Below are 18240 nucleotides of genomic sequence, written 5' to 3' on the forward strand. Positions count from 1 at the left end.
AGCGCGCGAGCATTTGCCGCGCGCTCATCCACGAGCCCAAGATGCTGCTGCTCGACGAGCCCTTCGGCGCGCTCGACGCCTTCACGCGCGAAGAGCTGTGGTGCATCCTGCGCGACCTGTGGACCGAGCAGCAGTTCAACGTGATCCTGGTGACGCACGACCTGCGCGAATCGGTGTTCCTGGCCGACACGGTGTACGTCATGAGCAAGAGCCCGGGGCGCTTCGTGGTGAAGCGCGACATCGAGCTGCCGCGTCCGCGCGAGCTCGAACTCACCTACACCAAGGAGTTCACCGACATCGTGCTGGAGCTGCGCGGGCACATCGGCGCGATCCGCGGCAATGCCGCCGGCGCCACGGCGGCGGCGCACTGAGGAACGCGCCATGAAGAACACCAAGCAAATCGAACGCTGGTCGCCATGGCTGCTGCTCGTGGCGGTGATCCTGCTGTGGCAGGTGATCTGCGCGGGCTTCGAGGTTTCGGACTTCATCTTTCCGAGCCCGCTGCGCATCTGGAACCAGTTCTGGGAATTCAAGGAAATCATCGCGGGCCACGCCTGGCGCACCTTCTGGGTCACGATGGCGGGCTTCGGCCTGGCGATCGTGGTGGGCGTGCTGCTGGGCTTCGTGATCGGCAGCTCGCGCATCGCGTATGCGGCCATCTACCCGCTGATGACGGCCTTCAACGCGCTGCCCAAGGCAGCCTTCGTGCCCATCCTCGTGGTGTGGTTCGGCATCGGCGCGGGGCCGGCGATCCTCACGGCCTTTTTGATCAGCTTCTTCCCGATCATGGTGAACATCGCGACCGGCCTCGCCACGCTCGAACCCGAGCTGGAAGACGTGCTGCGCGTGCTCGGCGCCAGGCGCTGGGACGTGCTCATGAAGATCGGCCTGCCGCGTTCCATGCCGTACTTCTTCGGCTCTCTGAAGGTCGCCATCACGCTGGCCTTCGTCGGCACCACCGTCAGCGAGATGACGGCCGCCAACGAAGGCATCGGCTACCTGCTGATCTCCGCCGGCTCGGCCATGCAGATGGGCCTGGCCTTCGCGGGCCTGATGGTGGTGGGCGCGATGGCGATGCTGATGTACGAACTGTTCAGCGTGATCGAGAAGCACACGACAGGCTGGGCGCATCGCGGATCGCAGAACCAGTAGGCCGCGCCTGATCAGGCGAGATGCCAGCGCCGGCTGTGCTGCCCCTGCTTCGCGAACACATGGGCAAGGTGCTTCTTGACTGTGTTGACGCTGATGCCGAGCCGCTCGGCGATCTGCTTGTTGGTCATGTCACGGTACATCAGCGACAGCACCTCGTTCTCTCGCGCGGTCAGTCTCATTGCAGGCGATATCGCACAGGACGCCGGCCGCCCGCCGGCTGCCTTCAATCGCAGCACAGACAGATAAAGCGCCTGCAACACCGGACCCGGGAAGCCCAAGGTGCCTGCCAGCACGGCATCCAGCGATTGCGCGAACTGCTCTGCGCTCGCGGCCCACTCGACGCAGCCGCGCGCCTGACTTCGGATCGCTGCATCCAGCCCGGGCATTGAGGGCGCCTCCCAGCCGAGGAGCCAGTCGGTGGCTGGAAAGCGGCGGCGCAGGTCGTCCAATTTGTTGACTCTTTCCGGCGCAATCAGCGCGATGTCCACCAGCAGCAGACGGGGTGCCTGCAGCAGGCAGCGCGCTTCCAGCTCGGAGATGCCGTTCATTTCCGCGTGCTCGATCCGGTACATCCGCTCGGCCGAGTGCCTCGAGGCCAACAGGCCCAGCCCGGACAACGTCGACGCGCGGCCCGGGCAGGTTGCGACGAGAACCGGCACACGGACTTCGACCGCAGGGCAAGGGGCTGGAGATGGAATCTCCAGGCAAGCTGGCTGAAAGCAGCTCGATGTCCACAGCGCGGGTAGCGCAAACGGCGACAGCGGACGGAAGTCTTGCGTGAACGGCCGCGGATCTGCGTTCCACGCAGGCTCCCGCCCAGCAGGCGACATTGGGACTTCTTCCATGGCTTCCTCCGAGGCGCTTGTTTTGGAGGTATCCGGAAGGTAATGATAAAGACCACGTCATCGTGCAGATAGGTCCGCGGCCCTCGCAAGGTATCAAAAGGTTATGGGCATGAGGGGCACACGCCCGGCACAGCGCGTCATCCCTTGGGTGACAACTTTTATCCTATGGACAGCGCGCCGCCTGGCGGTTCAGCATTCCTCCCTGCTGATACATGGACCTGACTGATTGCCAGCGAACGCGCGTAAATCGGGGCATCAATGCTGTCGGCATTTTTTTCCAAACCGAGGAGTGTTTATGCCTGCGTTAAATCTGACGGCCGGCTCGACCGTCACTCTGGACGAATCCGCCAATTTGCAGAACCTTGCCGCTACTCCCGCCATTGCCGGCGACAGTAACGACAATGACATCTCCGCAAGCTCGCTGCCGACGGCCTTCAGCAGCCGCTTGGCGGCCCAGAGTGTCGGCACCGCCATCAACGCCGCTTTGAGCGGCTATGACGGGACCAATGCCGGCACCAACGCATTCACGTTCAGCGTAACCGGCGCGGTCACCGATATCTCCTTCACGGACGCGAACGGCGCTCCGCTCAATGGCTTCGACAGCGGTCTCAACACCGCCGATGGCGAAGACATCTTCCTGTACACCGATCCGACCAACAACAACGTCGTCTACGGGAAGACGGCCCTCAATGTCGTCGTGTTCGCGGCCTACCTGGAGGAGACGGGAACCCCGGTGACCGGCGCCAAGATGTGGATGGTCCAGTATGAAGCGATAGCGAACCCCGATGCGACCAATCCAGACGATGCGGTCAACCTGCTGAACAAGGTCTTCGTCAGCGTCGGCCAGAGTGCGGACTTCAACCTCGCAGGCGCGCCATCCGGCCAGAACCTGTTCCTGATGTTCACGAAGGACAACCCGACGATCGTCAACGGCCGGATTTCCGACGTGACGATCATCGCGACGGGAAAGGACCCGGCAAATCAGTCCGGCGCCAACCCCAACAGCACCGCCGACGACATCAACATCACGACCGGCGACACGATCAACACCAGCCAGGCCGGCGGGCCGACCACGTTCGGCACCAACAGCCAGATGATCACCGAGCAGGAAGGCATCCGCTTCACGTTCGTGACCGGCGCCAGGGCGGACGTCACCATTCCGAACCTGGACCAGAACGAGGCCGATCTGGAGTCGAACATCGACTTCACCGGCATGTTCGGAGCCAGGACCGCCGATTTCGACGTGGTGCAGCTGCAAAGCGGAAAGAGTGCCCAGGTCAAGGTCACCGCGTACAGCACGGCGGTCGAGTCCGGCAACAGCTTCATCGACGGCTATGCGGGCGACCAGGTGGTTTCGATCACGAGCGTGCGCGTACTCGATTCCGTCACCGGGGCGCCTCTGGAAACCTTCTCGAACGGCGCCGAGGGCGCACTGAGTTCGGCCATCGTCATCAGCATCACCAACGGCGTTGCGACGATCACCGGCGTCAAGGCCGGCTACTCGATCGAATACACGACCTCGGCGGACCACAACCGCGTACTCATCGAAAACGGGGCCGCCCTCAATGCCTCGGGCAACACCCACGCCGACTTCGACATCGGGGGTTTCCGGCTGCTGCAGGTTTCCAGCGCAACGGCAGAGGTCGGCTCCATGATGAACTTCGAGGACGACGGCCCGTCCATCGTGCTGGCGACGCCCACCGACACCGCACTGCTCAACACGCAGGACGCCGACACCATCGGAACAAACACCGACTCCGCCACCCAGAACTTCGCGACTGCCTTCGGCACGACTTCGAGCAGCTTCGGAACCGACGGGGCGGGCACGACCGGCTCGAGCTTCGCGCTCGGCGTGAAGACGCAAGGCGGAGATTCCGGGCTCAAGAGCGATGGCGCGACCATCTACCTGTACCTGCTGGGCGGCAAGGTCGTCGGTTCGACTTCCGCCACCGAGGCCGGCGTCGCAGCGGCCAATACCGTCTTCGACCTGGCCGTGAGCGCAACCGGTTCGGTCACGCTGCAGCAGTTCACCGAAATCGACCACGCGCTGCCGGGTGCTTCGTCGAACTACGCGGCCCAGCAGGCCACGCTGGCCGACGATCTGGTCACCCTGACCGATTCCGTGACGCTCACCGATCGCGATGGCGACACCGCTACCGATTCCAAGGTGCTCAACATCGGCGCGAACATCAAGTTCGACGATGACGGCCCGACGATCGTGCTGGCAACGCCAACCGACACGGCGCTGCTCAATACCCAGGACGCCCAGACCATCGCAGCGGCCACCGACTCCGCCACCCAGGACTTCGCGAGTGCCTTCGGCGTGACGTCGAGCAGCTATGGCGCCGATGGGGCGGGCAGCACCACATCGACCTATGCGCTCGGCGTGGCAACGCAAGGGGGAGCTTCAGGACTCACGAGCGACGGCGCAAGCATCAAGCTGTACCTGGTTGGCACGACGGTCGTCGGATCGACCTCCGCCACCGCGGCCGGCATCACGGCGGCCAACACCATCTTCGACCTCACGGTGAGTGGGACCGGTTCGGTGACACTGCAGCAGTTCGCCGAAATCGACCACGCGCTGCCGGGTGCCTCGTCGAACTACGCGGCCCAGCAGGCCACGCTGGTCGACACGTTGATCACCCTGACCAATGCCGTGACGCTCACCGACGGGGATGGCGATACCGCGACCGATTCCAAGGTGCTCAATATCGGCGCCAACATCAAGTTCGACGACGACGGCCCGACGGTGACCTCCATCTCCGACCTCAACGGAACGAACGACGCCCAGCCCATTACGGGGACCTACAACATCTCCGTTGGCGCCGACGACGTGGACAACGCGTCGACCGACGGCATCGTGCTGAACAGCCTGACCGGAACGACCGGCGGCGGGCGGCCCATCACCGATGCAACCGTCTCGCACTTCGCCGAAGACGCCACGACGGTCACCTACAACTTCGGCTTCAACTACTACCCCGGGCCGACGTCGACGACGACGCAGGCGGCAACGGGCACGGTCGTCTTCAACAAGACGGACGGCACCTTCTCCTTCGACCTGGACCAGGTCTTCGGAGGACAAACGACGTTCTCCACGAGTGCGCCGCTGGCATCCTTCAATTACGACACGGAAGGCAACAACTCGCCGGAGATCGTGGTCCAGCAATACAGCAACGACTTCTTCGGCGTGCTTTCGGCCAGGGCGTCCACGCCTCCGAGCGACTCCGGTGACCTGCTGGCAGGCAACAACCACGCCTTTCTGGCGGGCGAAACCTTCACCAGCGAGAGCGCCGGTTTCGTCAACGTCGCAACCAACACCCTCGGCGTGAACTCCGATACCGTCCAATCGGGCGAGTTGCTGAACTTCGACTTCTACAGGTCGAATCCGGTAAGCAACCCCAATCTGACGAGTCCACCGCAGCGCCCAGGAGCGGCCATCGTCGGTACGGACACGGCCTACGCCGACGCGATCAACATCACGATCGACCAGATCACGGACGGCGAGGATGTGGCTGTTCTGCTGAAGTTGTTCAACGCGTCGACAAACACTTCCACGACCAGGCTCCTGATCGCCAACTCTGCGGCGGACTATCAATCGGCCGGAGGAGGTTTGAAGGTCGTCAGCATCGGCGAGGACGACTACGACAGCGCCAACTACCAGATCACGGGCGTGCAGGTCCTGAGCAGCACCGAAGACATCACCGGCACGGGCATCAGCCTGAGCAGCCACAACACGGTGAATCTGACAGCGACCGGCTCGAACTATGCCGATACGGCGGACAACGACGTGTTCAAGATCATCAAGATCGATGTGATCACATCGACGACGATCAATTCGGACGTGGACCTGAACTTTGTGGGTCAGGTGATCGACGGCGATGCCGACTTCGCGGGCTTCAACTTCGACGTCCACCTGGAGATCGACGGCGTGGCCAACCTGATAGGCACGACCCAGCAAACGGAAGCGATCGCATAACGAATCCTGGCGCAAGGGGGCAGCAGAAACGCGGCCCCCTTCTCACCCCGCCTGTGCTCGGGCGTACTGATGTCGAACCTGCGAGGTGGTATGAAGCCTCAGGAAAAGTCTGGCGAGTTGCGGCAGGCGGTGACAACGCTCCGCGCCTACTTCGTGCGGGCGGCCTGGTTCAGTGTTTGCTCCGGCCTTTTGCTGCTGGCGCCGAGCGGGTACATGCTGGAGGTGTATGGGCGAGTGGTGAACAGCCGCAGCCCGCTCACGCTGGCCATGCTGACATTGCTGGTCCTGGCCGCTTACTGCCTGATGGAAATACTCGACTGGGCACGCGCGGAGGTGATGTATCGGGCCGGACAGAAACTGGATCGGAAGATGCGGGACCGCGTGTTCTGCGCCATCTTCGAAGCGGGTCTCAAGCGGCTGCCGGGCGGGACCGTGCAGCCTCTCAACGACCTTCGGACCTTGCGGGAGTTCCTGTATTCACCGCCGTTGCTGGCGTTGATGGAAGCGCCGGTCTCGCTGGTCTTCGTGGGGCTGATGTTCGCCATCAGCCCGGTGCTGGGCCTGTCGGCCGTCGTGGGCTCGCTGCTGCAGGTGTTCGTCGGGTGGATCAACGACCGGAGCACGCGGCCGCCGCTGGTGTCGGCCAATCGCAGTGCGATCGAAGCGCAGCAGTATGCGGACGCCGCGTTGAGAAACTCGCAGGTCATCGAGTCGATGGGCATGCTGCCGGACGTCCATCGCCGCTGGATGGACAAGCGACGCGACTTCCTGCAGCGCGAGGCCATCGCTTCGGACCGTGCCGGGGCCTATCAGGCCGTCAGCAAGTTCCTGCAGGTCGCCATGGGTTCCCTGTTGCTCGGCCTGGGTGCCTGGCTGCTGCTGAAGAACCAGCTCAACGGCGGCGCCGGAATGATGGTCGTCGGCTCGATCCTGGGCGGCCGGGCCCTGGCGCCGCTGGTGCAGCTCGTGACGCAATGGCGCGCGGTGGTGAATGCCTGCGATGCATGGCAGCGTCTGGACAGCCTGTTGGGCGTCATTGCCCAAAGACCGGACACGATGTCCTTGCCGCCGCCCAAAGGCGCGCTTCAAGTCGAAAGCCTCGTTGCCGGCGCTCCGGGCAACGGTCCGGCCATTCTGAAGAACGTGGCCTTCGGCCTGGTGCCCGGCGAGGTGCTCGCCGTCGTGGGGCCTTCTGCCGCGGGGAAGACGACCCTGGCACGCCTGATCGTCGGCCTCTGGCCCGCGACGAGCGGCAAGGTGCGGCTGGACGGCGCGGACGTTTTCGCATGGGACAAGAGCGAACTCGGCCCGCACATCGGCTATCTGCCCCAGGACGTGGAATTGCTCGAGGGCACGGTGGCCGAGAACATCGCGCGCTTCGGGGAGGTGCGGCCTGCGAAGGTCGAGGCGGCAGCTTTGGCCGTCGATCTGCACGCCTGCATCGCGGGCCTTCCGCTGGGCTACGACAGCCCGATCGGCCCCGAAGGGACCATGCTGTCGGGCGGGCAGCGGCAGCGGGTCGCATTGGCGCGCGCGATCTACGGCGAGCCCGCGCTGGTGGTGCTCGATGAACCGAATTCGAGCCTCGACGACGCTGGCGACGCCGCATTGGCGGCTGTCATTTCGAAGCTCAAGGCGCGCGGCACGACATTCGTCGTCATGACGCACCGCTCCAGCGTGCTGGCCGTGGCGGACAAGATGCTGGTGCTGTGCGACGGCGCGATGCAGGCATTCGGCGCACGCGACGAGGTCCTGGCTGCGCTGCGGCAAGCCGGTGAGCAGGCGGTGGACCGGATGCGCAAGGCGGCCAACAGTCCCGTACCGAAGCCGCGCGATGCCGCAACCGCTGCGAGCGCCGCGCTTCAGACGAATCCACTGCCATGAAGAAACCTCCGCTCTTCAACCGCAGCGAACTGGGGCGCGCCCTCTGGGGTTTCCGCAGGGAGTTCCTGCTGGTCGGAATGCTGAGCTTCCTGACCAATCTGCTCATGCTCGCGCCGACCATCTACATGCTGCAGCTGTTCGACCGCGTGCTGGCCAGTCAAAGCGAACTCACCCTGCTCGCGGTTTCCTTGATCACCATGTTCCTTTTCTGTGCGCTGGCCTTGTCGGAATGGCTGCGCTCGCGCCTGCTGGTGCGGGCCAGCCTGCGCTTCGACCGGCAACTGAGCACCCGGGTGTTCAACGGGAGCTTCCAGGCCTACCTCGGCCAGTCGACATCCACCGCGTCCAGACCGTTCGCAGACCTGAACCAGATCCGCCAGTTCCTGACCGGCCTGGGCATCTTTGCGCTCTTCGATGCACCTTGGACGCCGATCTACATCGCGGTGATCTTCTTTCTTCATCCCTGGCTCGGCGTCCTGGCGCTTTGTTTCGCCCTTGTCCAGGCCGCACTGGCCTGGTTCGGCCAGAGGAAGACCGTCGCGCCATCGGAAGCGGCCCTGAAAGCCGCGAGCGAGACGATGAGCGACCTGCAGAGCAAGCTTCGAAACATCGAGGTGCTCGAATCGATGGGCATGGTCGCCAACCTGCAAGAGCGTTGGAATCGCCAGCACGCGGCCTGCATGGACAAGAGCGCTTCCGCGCACGGCTTTGTCAATCGCGTCACCGGCTGGAGCAAATTCATACGCTACAGCCAACAGTCGCTCGCGCTGGGGGCGGGGGCGCTGCTGGTGATCGATGGACAGTTGTCGGCAGGCGCGATGATTGCGGCGAACGTGCTGATGGGCCGCGCCCTCGCGCCCATCGACCAGCTGCTCGGTGCGTGGCGTGGGTTTGTCTCCTGCTGTGCCGCACTCGAACGTCTTGAGAAACTGCTGGCCGACTTCCCCGAGCAGGCGCCTGCCCCTTCCCGAGCCGCGCCCACCGGCGAGATCAGCCTGCAAGGCGTCTTTGCGGAGGCCGCAGGGCGCACGGCCCCCATCCTGAAGAACATTTCGTTTGCGGTCCCCGCGGGAACCGTGGTCGCGGTGCTGGGACCTTCCGGCTCGGGCAAGTCCACGCTGGTGAGGGTGATGGTCGGAATCTGGACGGCATCCCGTGGCGCGGTGCTGCTCGACGGCGTGCCGGTCCGGGGCTGGAATCGTCTCGAACTGGGCCCGCATCTTGGCTATTTGCCGCAGGACGTCGAATTGTTCGGGGGCTCCATTGCCGAGAACATTGCGCGGCTCGGCGAGGTCGACTCGCGCAAGGTCATCGAGGCGGCATCCAGCGCCGGCCTGCACGAGACGATCCTGCGCTTTCCCAAGGGCTACGACACCCCCATCGGGGACGCAGGGCGCCTACTTTCCGGGGGACAGAGGCAGCGCATCGGGCTGGCCCGGGCGCTCTATGGCGACCCATCGCTCATCGTTCTGGACGAGCCGAATGCCAACCTGGACGATGCTGGGGAAGCAGCGCTGCTGCGAGCCATACGCGAGCTGAAGGCCAAGGGGACAACGGTGTTCCTGGTGACCCACCGCCAGGGCGCGGTGGCCGTGGCCGACCGTCTCCTGGTTCTGGGCGATGGCGAACTGACGGCAGACGGACCGCGCGATGCCGTGCTCGCGTCTTTTCGTCGCCCTCGGACCGACGTGCGGCCGGCGGCCTTGGTGCAGTCGGCCTGATCCGGCGCCGTCCTGTCCTCGATTCATCTCGCAGGGAGTCCCAAATGGCCAAACCGAACCTTCTCAGAGACGTGAGTTCCGTCCCCGCGCCGATCGAGGACGATCGATCGCAGGATGCCAATGGACTCGGAAACGAGTTTGGACGCGCAGGGCGAATCGGCGCATGGGCCTTGGTCGCAGGATTCGGCGGGTTTCTGCTGTGGGCCGCATTTGCTCCGCTGGACGAGGGCGTGCCGAGCCAGGGGCAGGTCGCCATCGACACGAAGCGCAAGGCGGTCCAGCACCAGGTCGGAGGCATCCTCAAGGAGGTGCGGGTCGGCGAAGGCGATCAAGTCCAGGAAGGACAGTTGCTGTTCAAGCTCGATGACGCCGCGGCCAGGGCGAGCTTCGAAACGGTGCGGCAGCGCTACCTGGGGTTTCGCGCCATACAAGGCCGCCTGCTGGCCGAGCAGGGGGGACAGGACACCATCGAATTCCATCCGGACTTGCAGGCGGCTGCGGCGGACCCGCTGATCCGGCAACAGATGTTCAACCAGGAGCAACTGCTCAGGTCGCGCCGCGCCGCCTTGCGCGCCGACCTGCAATCGATCGAAGAGAACATCCAGGGCCAGCAAGCTTTGTCCCAAGCCTACGCAAGCATGTTGAGCAGCCGCCGAACCCAGCTTTCGCTTCTCGACGAGGAACTGACCCAGACACGCAAGATGGTTGCCGAAGGCTATGTCCCGCGCACTCGCCAGCTGGAGATGGAACGCCAGGCAGCGGAATCGAGCACCTTCATTGCCGAACTCATCGGCAACATGGGCCGGGCCCGGCGGTCGGTCGCGGAGCTTCGCCAGCGCGCCATTGCCAGGCAGCAGGAATATCACAAGGAAGTGGAGACGCAGCAGGCGGAAGTCAGCCGCGAGGTGCTTGGAGACTTCGAGAAGTTTCTTGCCTTGCGGGACGAACTGGGCCGCACCGAGATCCGTTCGCCCGCTTCGGGCCAGGTGGTGGCGCTGGTGGCGCAGACCGTGGGTGGCGTGATCGCGCCGGGGCAAAAGCTGATGGATGTGGTGCCTGCCAATGAGCCCTTGCTGCTTGAAACGAGAGTGCCACCCCATCTGATCGACCGCGTCCACGCCGGCATGCCGGTGGACGTGCGTTTCTCGACGTTTGCCCATTCTCCGCAGCTCGTGGTGCAGGGCAAGCTGGTTTCGGTATCCGGCGATCTCTTGACGGACGCCCAGACCAACACGAGCTATTTCCTCGCGCGGGTGGCAGTGACGCAGGAGGGCCAGAGTAAGCTGGGCAAACGCTCGCTGCAGCCGGGCATGCCGGTCGAGGTGGTCTTCAAGACGGGGGAACGCTCGCTGCTCGTCTACCTCCTGCATCCGCTCACCAAGCGCATCGCAGCCTCCATGAAGGAAGAATGATCGGTAAAGAAAACACTGCTTCCAGGTCACCGCACGGGTGGCCCAGGACTACTATTCAATCGTTCACGTGCGGCTTGGCACGAGGCTGCCGCGAACCAGTTGCTCACTTCGTGCAAGGAGAGTAGCGATGGCAAGTCCAATGAATGTCAACAAGCTTCAGACGAAATCCCATGACGAACCGGACGAGGTTCGGGAGCCTGAAAAGACCCGGGTCGAAGTGGTCCGTCTCGAGGGGTACACGCTCGGACGCTTCAAGTTCGAGCCCGGGTGGCGCTGGTCGAAGTGCATCAAGCCGGTCGTGGGCACGGACAGTTGCCAGGTGGCTCACGTCGGGTATGCGGTTTCCGGCCGAATCACCGTGCAAATGAATGACGGCTCGCAGGCCGTCATCAAGGAAGGCATGTCGTACACCATCCCGCCGGGTCACGACGCGTGGGTCGAAGGCAACGACTCGTTCGTCGGCCTCGAGGTGATGAGCGCAGAGGAATACGCAAAGCCCAAGAGCTGACCCAGGGCGGAGGCCTCAGGGGCAGAAATCTTCGGGATGATCGAACGGGGATGCGATCGCGAGCGCTCCTTGCCGCGGCCAGGGGCGCCATGTCCGAGCCTTCAACCGAGCATCAGCGAGGCCTCGTCGCGCCAGTAGGCCACGGCGGCAAGCCAGCCCTCCCATACACAGCCGTTGCAGCCGCGACCGCAGCAGGTGGTGGGCTCGGACGGCGGCGCACGCATCGCAAGCCCCGCAGCATCGAGCAATGCCTGCACGCGCGCGATGAGCGCTTGCGCGCCTGCGAGGTTCGTGGGTTCGGGCAGCCGGTCGATGGCGTTCACGGGCGGCAGATCTTCATGCGTCGGGGTTCGATTCGAGCCGAGGGGAAGGCCAATCCTTCACCCCCTTGGCGTTCAGCAAAGGCCGCGAGAGGCCGGCCCTGGTGGCCCTACCAGAAGATCCAGAGCGCCAGGCCGCCGAAGATGGCCCACTTCACGAGGTAGTACGCCCGCTTGTCCCACGCCTTCAGGCGCTTGCCGATCACGCGGATCTGGTAGATGTACTTGAACGCGCGGTTGATGCCGCCGGTCTTGTCGCCCACGTCGTTGGGCGAACTCGCGGCGGCCAGCAGGTTCTTGGCGAACCAGCGGTTCACGGCGCTGGCCCAGCGGTATTTCAGCGGGCGCTCGATGTCGCAGAACAGGATCACGCGGTCGTGGTCGGTGGTGTTCTCGGCGTAGTGGATGAAGGTCTCGTCGAACACCACGGCCTCGCCGTCGCGCCAGTGGTAGCGCTGGCCGTCCACGTCGATGTAGCAGCCTTCGACGCCCGGCGTCCACAGGCCCAGGTGGTAGCGCAGCGAACCGGCGAAGGGATCGCGGTGGCGCACCAGGCGGCTGCCCGGGGGCAGTTCGGCGAACATGGCGGCCTTGATGGTGCCGATGCCCTTCAGCAGTTCGGTGGTGCGCGGGCACAGCACGGCGGCCGAGGGATGCGCCTCGTCGTACCACTTCAGGTAGAAGCGCTTCCAGCCGCTCTTGAAGAAGGAGTTGAAGCCCACGTCGTTGAACTGGCTCGATGCCTTGATGCTGCCGCCATTGCGCATGGCCAGCGCTTCCTCGCGGATGACCTCCCAGTTCTCTTCGAGCACGCGCATCTCGGGGAACTGCGCGGGCGACAGGTACGGTGTACCCGGCACCTTCGAGAAAAGGTACATGAAGACGTTCAGCGGAGCGAGGAAGGTCGAGTGGTCGGAGAGCTGCCTGAAGAAGCGATGCCGCACCTGGCCGCGGAAATGAACGTAGAGCGCACTGAGCGCGAAGATGGCGAGAATGACCCACTTCATTGTTGAAAGTGTCCTGTAAACGGCACCGGCTAGTGTAAATCCTTGCCCCAAAACGGACCTGACCACGCCTTTTGGCCGTGCGGCACCTGGCGCTCAGTCCGCCCAGCCGGTCTCGATCTCGGTCTTCACCTCGGTCATGAGCTTGTGCACCGGGCACTTGCCCGCCACGCGCAGCAGTTCGTCGCGCTGCGCTTCGCTCAGGTCGCCGCTCAGGCGCAGGCCCGACTTGAGGCGGTAGACGCCCTTGCGCTCCTCGCTGGCGTCGCGGTCGACCACGACCTCGATGTCTTCCACCGGGATGCCCTTGCGGCGCGCGTAGATCAGCACCGTGAGCGCCTTGCATGCGGCGAGCGAAGCGTCGTACAGGTCATGCGGCTCGGGGCCCGCGTCGCTGCCGCCGCCCGCGGGCGAGGCGTCGACCGGAATCTCGTGGTTGCGGATCTTGAGGATGTGGCGCGTGCCGGTGGTGCCGTCGCGGCGAATCGAAATGGTCATGCCTGTCCTTGAATGAGGTGTGTGCTCAGCGGTCGACCGCCAGCATCAGCGTTTCCTTGATTTCTTCCATCACCACGTAGCTGTGCGACTCGGCCGCCACCGGCAGCTTCTTCAGGATGTCGCCCAGCAGGTGCCGGTACTCGCTCATGCCGCTCAGGCGCGCCTTCACGAGGTAGTCGAAGCTGCCCGACACCAGATGGCATTCGAGCACCTCGGGCATGTGCAGCAGCTCCTTGCGCACCTTGTCGAACACGTCGCCCGACTTGGCGGAGAGCTTGATCTCGACGAACACCAGCAGCGTCTTGCCCAGTGCCTCGGGCGACACGTGCGCGTGGTAGCCGGTGATGACGCCGTCGCGCTCCATGCGCTTCACGCGCTCGGCGCAGGGCGAGGCCGACAGGCCGATGTGCTCGGCCAACTCGGTCATGGAAACGCGGCCCTGGCGCTGCAAAAGGTCGAGGATGCGGCGGTCGATTCGGTCGAGTTCGGGCATTTCACTTCTGGCGCGGCGTTGGACGATGAGTCTCAGTGAATTTCGCTGCCAATTCACTGAAAACGATGGAATCCACTGCATTGTGCACTTTAGATTCCACTCATTCCATCTGAATCGGCGAATACACCATGAAAGTCATCGTTCTCGGCGGCGGCGTGATCGGCACCACCACGGCCTACTACCTCGCGCGCTCGGGCGCCGAGGTCACCCTGCTCGACCGGCAGGCCGGCCCCGCCGAGGAAACCAGCTTCGGCAACGCCGGCCAGGTGTCGCCGGGCTACTCCACGCCGTGGGCCGCGCCGGGCATTCCGCTGAAGGCGATCAAGTGGATGTTCAAGAAACACGCGCCGCTGTCGATCCGCCCCGACGGCACGCTGTTCCAGCTGCGCTGGATGGCCGCGATGCTGCGCAACTGCTCGCCCGAGGCCTATGCCGTGAACAAGGAACGCATGATGCGCGTGGCCGAATACAGCCGCGGCTGCCTGCAGCAATTGCGCGCCGACACCGGCCTGCAGTACGAGCAGCGCACCGGCGGCACGCTGCAGCTGTTCCGTACGCAGGCCCAGCTCGACGCGGTGCAGCGCGACATCGCGGTGCTCGAGGAATGCGGCGTGCCCTACGAACTGCTCGACCGCGACGCCCTCGCCCGCGTCGAGCCCGCATTGGCCGGCGCGCGCGACCGCCTCACGGGTGGCCTGCGCCTGCCCAACGACGAAACCGGCGACTGCCACCTGTTCACGCGCGGCCTCGCCGAGATCGCCCGCGGCCTGGGCGTCGACTTCCGCTTCGGCCAGACCATCGACGCGCTGGAAACCGACGGCGGCCGCATCACCGGCGTGCGCACCACCGCCGGCAAGATCCTCACGGCCGACCGCTACGTGATGGCCTTCGGCAGCTACTCGCGCGCCGCCATCGCCTCGCTGGGCCTCGACATCCCGGTGTACCCGGTCAAGGGCTATTCGCTGACCGTGCCGCTGCTCGACGAATCGCTCGCGCCGCAATCGACGGTGCTCGACGAGACCTACAAGGTGGCCGTCACGCGTTTTGACAACCGCATCCGCGTGGGCGGCATGGCCGAGCTCGGCGGCTTCGACCTGCGCCTGAACCCTGCACGCCGCGCCACGCTCGAGAAGGTGGTGACCGACCTGTTCCCCGGCGGCGACGTGCCCCGCGCCAGCTTCTGGACCGGCCTGCGCCCGATGACGCCCGACAGCACGCCCATCGTCGGCGGCACGCGCTATGCCAACCTGTTCCTCAACACCGGCCACGGCACGCTGGGCTGGACCATGGCCTGCGGCTCGGGCAAGCTGATCTCCGACATGGTGATGGGCCAGCGCCCGGAGATCCGCACCGATGGCCTTGCGATGGACCGCTACGAACAGGGCTCGTCGCACGCAACGCGCCCGAACCCGGCGACTGCCCCGGCTTGATGCGGAGGCCGCTCAGGCGGCCTTTGCAATCGGAATCACGGCACTGCTCATGCCGCGATAAACCTCCGCCTCGCCATGCTTCGCCAGCAGCTGCATCAGGTGCTTGCGAATCAGCATGCCGGGCCGATCCGATTCCATCGAATACTCCACGCCGCGCCGCCGCGTATCGACCAGCGCATCGGGGTCGGTCGATTCGAGGATGTCCTTGTCCTCGCGCGTCACCGCGTCGTCGAAGTCGATCAGCATCTGCGCCGTGCAGTCAGACTCTGTGTCGTTGCGGAACAGCCATTGGCACAGCTGCATGCGGCCGTCGTCAATGGGCGTGAAGCAGTTGATGATGATGTGGCGCACGCCGCTCGGGTACTCGATGTCGAGCCGGCGCGAGAACGGCAGGTAATACGCGTTGCGCATGTGGCGCGTGGTGATCGGATCGGTCACGCCGCTGATCGCATGGAACTTCACCGGGTTGGCCGCATCGATGACCGTCTCCGCGTAGAAGCCCGACTCGTTCTCCACCAGTTCGTACTTGCTCGGCTTCGGGCTCGCGGCCACGCCGAAGGTGGCACGGTGCACGAAGCTGAAGTGCGAGTTGTCGAAGGAATTCTCCAGCGCGCGCATCGGGCTGGTCTGCCACTCTTCGTAGAACTGGAAGATCGTGCGGTAGCCCGGGTCGTCGAACTCCGCAATGGCCGGGATGTCGGCAATGGGCTCCTCGAGCGCCACCCACGCATAGCCATAGCGCGCCGTGCAGCGGTAGGCCGTGGTGCGGTACTCGGGCGAGATCTTGCGGTCGGGCTCGTACTGCGGAATGCGGATGACCTGGCCGCTGCGGTCGTAGGTCCAGCCGTGGTAGCCGCACTGGATGGCGCCGGTGCCGCAGGTCCGGCCCTCTCCGTCCACGCACCAGCCCTTCGAGAGCTTCGCGGTGCGGTGGCAGCAGCGGTCCCGCAGCGCCGCGGGCTGGCCGTCGGCGTCGATGAAGAGAACGATGTCTTCGCCCAGCAGCCTGAAAGGCTTCGGGCCGCCGGCCAGTTCGGTGAGCGGCATGACGGCATGCCAGAACTTGCGGAAGACGGGTTGTTGGGTGACGAGCATGCGCGGACTCCTTCGGTGGTCGTGTGGGGGACGAACTGAAAGAGCAATTTCCCACCATCGACGGGAACCGTCGCGTGGCTGAACGCTTCTACTCTGCGCAACCTGCCTTGCAAATTGCGCGCCCGGATTGTGGCGCGGCTTCCTGGTCGGCGCACGTTTTCCCTTGCAATGCCCGAGCAAAATCCCTTGGCATGCGTCGTGCATGACCCACCGCAAGAGTAGAAGCGTTCAGCAGCGCACGCACCACGAACGTGCGCCCGCCCGGAAATTGCTCTTGAAACGCCTGCCGCATTTTTGCGGAGGGATTCAAGAACCGAAGCTTCCGAGGCCCCACATGCAACGCCGATCCTTCCTCGCGGCCAGCGCCGCCACCCTTGCCGCTCCCGCCGTCTTCGCGCAGGGCGGCGCCAGGCTCACCCCGCTCAAGTTCACGCTCGACTTCCGCATCAACGGCCAGACCGCGCCCTTCTTCCTCGCGCAGACCAAGGGCTACTACAGGGACGAGGGGCTCGACGTGAGCATCGACACCGGCGCCGGCTCGGTGGCCTCCATCACCCGCATCGCCAGCGGCGTCTACCAGCTCGGCCTGGGCGACATCAGTTCGCTGGTCGAGTTCAATGCGCAGAACCCCGGCACGCCGATGGTGCAGGCCGTGTACCAGTACTACAACCGCGCACCGTTCGCGATCATCGGCCGCAAGGACCGCGGCGTGACCGGCGATTTCAAGAGCCTCGCGGGCAAGAAGGTGGCGGCCGCCGCCGTCGAATCGACCCGCCGTGCATGGCCCCTGGTCGCGCGCAAGCAGGGTATGCGCGCCGACGCCTTCCAGTGGCAGACCACCGACTTCAGCGCGCGCGACAACGTGATGGTGCGTGGCGACGTCGATGCCGCCACCTACTTCCACGACTCGGCCGTGTCGCTGTTCGCGCGCATGAAGCCCGAGGAACTGTCGGTGCTCAAGTACGCCGACGCTGGCGTCAACCTGTACGGCAACGCGATCCTTGCAGGCAGCAATCTCATCGCGCAGAACCCGAAGGTGGTCGCGGCCTTCCTGCGCGCGAGCAACCGCGCCATCGTCGAGACTTTTTCCAATCCGGCGCCGAGCATCGCGGCCATGCGCCAGCGCGAGCCCATCCTCGATGAGAAAATCGAACTCGAGCGCTGGGGCATCACCGCGCAGTACGTGGGTGCGGCCGACACGCGCGATCATGGCCTCGGCGACATCCGGAAGCTCTTGCTCGAACAGCAGGTCGACGAAGTGGCCGATGTCTTCGGCCTCAAGATCAAGCCCGCGTCCGACGCCATCTTCAATACTTCGATGCTTCCATTGCGCATCGAACGCTCCCTTCCCAAAGCATGAATTTCCACAGCGACACCCACACCGTCATCTATCCCGCCGAAACAGCACTCGATGAACGCGACGGCCGCTATCTGCGCAAGGCCATCGTCTGGTCGCACGCGGCGCGCCGCCGGGGCAACCGCCCCTTCGGCTGCGTCATCGTCTCGGCCGCCGGCGAAGTGCTGGCCGAAGCCGGCAACAGCAATGCCGAGACCGGCGACTGCACGGCGCATGCAGAAATCAATGCGCTGCGCGCGCTGGCCGAGCGCAAGCTCCCGCGCGAGGAACTCGCGGGCGCCACGCTCTATGCCTCGGGCGAACCCTGTGTGATGTGCGCCGGCGCGATCTTCTGGTCGAACATCGGCCGCGTGGTGTTCGGCATCGATGCCGAGCGCCTGCGCGTGTTCCGCGGCGAGCGGCAGGACCAGCGCGATGCCGAGCTGTCGTGCCGCGATGTGTTCCGCGCCTCGCCACACCCGATCGAATGCATCGGGCCGGCACTCGTCGACGAAGCGAGTGCCGCGCACGACGGCGCCTGGAAGTAGGGCTCGCCCCCAGGCTTC

15 protein-coding genes and 1 pseudogene are annotated in these 18240 nt (G+C 64.9%); 10 read left to right on the forward strand and 6 right to left on the reverse strand.

The window, feature by feature from the left end:
* A pseudogene (locus PMI12_RS20020) lies at positions 1-371 on the forward strand (ABC transporter ATP-binding protein); the annotation flags it as partial.
* 10 nt (positions 372-381) lie between these two features.
* Positions 382-1152 carry an ABC transporter permease gene (locus PMI12_RS20025; RefSeq protein WP_007836088.1) on the forward strand — a complete coding sequence of 257 codons (771 nt, stop codon included), beginning with the start codon at positions 382-384 and terminating at the stop codon, positions 1150-1152.
* A gap of 11 nt (positions 1153-1163) precedes the next feature.
* Here PMI12_RS20025 and PMI12_RS28895 read toward each other — a convergent pair whose 3' ends face one another.
* Positions 1164-1700 carry a response regulator transcription factor gene (locus tag PMI12_RS28895; RefSeq protein ID WP_157632248.1) on the reverse strand — a complete coding sequence of 179 codons (537 nt, stop codon included), beginning with the start codon at positions 1698-1700 and terminating at the stop codon, positions 1164-1166.
* A 592-nt stretch (positions 1701-2292) separates the two neighbouring features.
* On the opposite strand from PMI12_RS28895, the gene PMI12_RS20035 reads away from it, so the two are divergent.
* The 5 genes from PMI12_RS20035 to PMI12_RS20055 all read left to right on the forward strand — a co-directional run bounded on the left by PMI12_RS20035 (position 2293) and on the right by PMI12_RS20055 (position 11498).
* Positions 2293-5973 carry a beta strand repeat-containing protein gene (locus PMI12_RS20035; protein WP_007836092.1) on the forward strand — a complete coding sequence of 1227 codons (3681 nt, stop codon included), beginning with the start codon at positions 2293-2295 and terminating at the stop codon, positions 5971-5973.
* A 90-nt stretch (positions 5974-6063) separates the two neighbouring features.
* Positions 6064-7857, forward strand: a complete 1794-nt coding sequence (locus tag PMI12_RS20040) for a type I secretion system permease/ATPase (RefSeq protein WP_007836093.1) — start codon at positions 6064-6066, stop codon at positions 7855-7857.
* Positions 7854-9578 (forward strand): type I secretion system permease/ATPase, encoded by a 1725-nt coding sequence (locus PMI12_RS20045; protein ID WP_007836094.1) that lies wholly within the window; start codon positions 7854-7856, stop codon positions 9576-9578. The genes PMI12_RS20040 and PMI12_RS20045 overlap by 4 nt, the downstream gene beginning before the upstream one ends.
* Positions 9579-9622: 44 nt before the next feature.
* Positions 9623-10990 carry an HlyD family type I secretion periplasmic adaptor subunit gene (locus tag PMI12_RS20050; RefSeq protein WP_007836095.1) on the forward strand — a complete coding sequence of 456 codons (1368 nt, stop codon included), beginning with the start codon at positions 9623-9625 and terminating at the stop codon, positions 10988-10990.
* Positions 10991-11117: 127 nt separating this feature from the next.
* Positions 11118-11498: a cupin domain-containing protein gene (locus PMI12_RS20055; protein WP_007836096.1), complete on the forward strand. Its 381-nt coding sequence runs from the start codon at positions 11118-11120 to the stop codon at positions 11496-11498.
* Positions 11499-11599: 101 nt separating this feature from the next.
* Here the strand turns inward: PMI12_RS20055 and PMI12_RS20060 are convergent, their stop codons facing one another.
* The 4 genes from PMI12_RS20060 to PMI12_RS20075 form a co-directional block, all read right to left on the reverse strand.
* Positions 11600-11821: an oxidoreductase-like domain-containing protein gene (locus PMI12_RS20060; protein ID WP_007836097.1), complete on the reverse strand. Its 222-nt coding sequence runs from the start codon at positions 11819-11821 to the stop codon at positions 11600-11602.
* 107 nt (positions 11822-11928) lie between these two features.
* The gene (lpxO, locus tag PMI12_RS20065) at positions 11929-12825 is read right to left on the reverse strand and encodes a lipid A hydroxylase LpxO (protein ID WP_007836098.1); all 897 of its coding nucleotides are present in this window, start codon (positions 12823-12825) and stop codon (positions 11929-11931) included.
* Positions 12826-12918: 93 nt separating this feature from the next.
* Positions 12919-13320 carry an OsmC family protein gene (locus PMI12_RS20070; RefSeq protein WP_007836099.1) on the reverse strand — a complete coding sequence of 134 codons (402 nt, stop codon included), beginning with the start codon at positions 13318-13320 and terminating at the stop codon, positions 12919-12921.
* A gap of 25 nt (positions 13321-13345) precedes the next feature.
* Positions 13346-13813 carry a winged helix-turn-helix transcriptional regulator gene (locus PMI12_RS20075; protein ID WP_007836101.1) on the reverse strand — a complete coding sequence of 156 codons (468 nt, stop codon included), beginning with the start codon at positions 13811-13813 and terminating at the stop codon, positions 13346-13348.
* A 128-nt stretch (positions 13814-13941) separates the two neighbouring features.
* On the opposite strand from PMI12_RS20075, the gene PMI12_RS20080 reads away from it, so the two are divergent.
* Complete coding sequence (locus PMI12_RS20080) at positions 13942-15243, forward strand: D-amino acid dehydrogenase (protein WP_007836104.1); 1302 nt, start codon at positions 13942-13944, stop codon at positions 15241-15243.
* 12 nt (positions 15244-15255) lie between these two features.
* Here the strand turns inward: PMI12_RS20080 and PMI12_RS20085 are convergent, their stop codons facing one another.
* The gene (locus PMI12_RS20085; protein WP_007836105.1) at positions 15256-16338 is read right to left on the reverse strand and encodes an aromatic ring-hydroxylating dioxygenase subunit alpha; all 1083 of its coding nucleotides are present in this window, start codon (positions 16336-16338) and stop codon (positions 15256-15258) included.
* 334 nt (positions 16339-16672) lie between these two features.
* Between PMI12_RS20085 and PMI12_RS20090 the strand changes: the two genes are divergently transcribed.
* Both PMI12_RS20090 and PMI12_RS20095 read left to right on the forward strand, forming a co-directional pair.
* Positions 16673-17698 (forward strand): ABC transporter substrate-binding protein, encoded by a 1026-nt coding sequence (locus PMI12_RS20090; protein WP_007836107.1) that lies wholly within the window; start codon positions 16673-16675, stop codon positions 17696-17698.
* Complete coding sequence (locus PMI12_RS20095; protein WP_007836108.1) at positions 17695-18222, forward strand: nucleoside deaminase; 528 nt, start codon at positions 17695-17697, stop codon at positions 18220-18222. Before PMI12_RS20090 ends, PMI12_RS20095 begins: the two co-directional genes overlap by 4 nt.
* Positions 18223-18240 lie beyond the last annotated feature (18 nt).

This window comes from Variovorax sp. CF313 (genome assembly GCF_000282635.1).
Taxonomy (GTDB): Bacteria; Pseudomonadota; Gammaproteobacteria; order Burkholderiales; family Burkholderiaceae_C; genus Variovorax.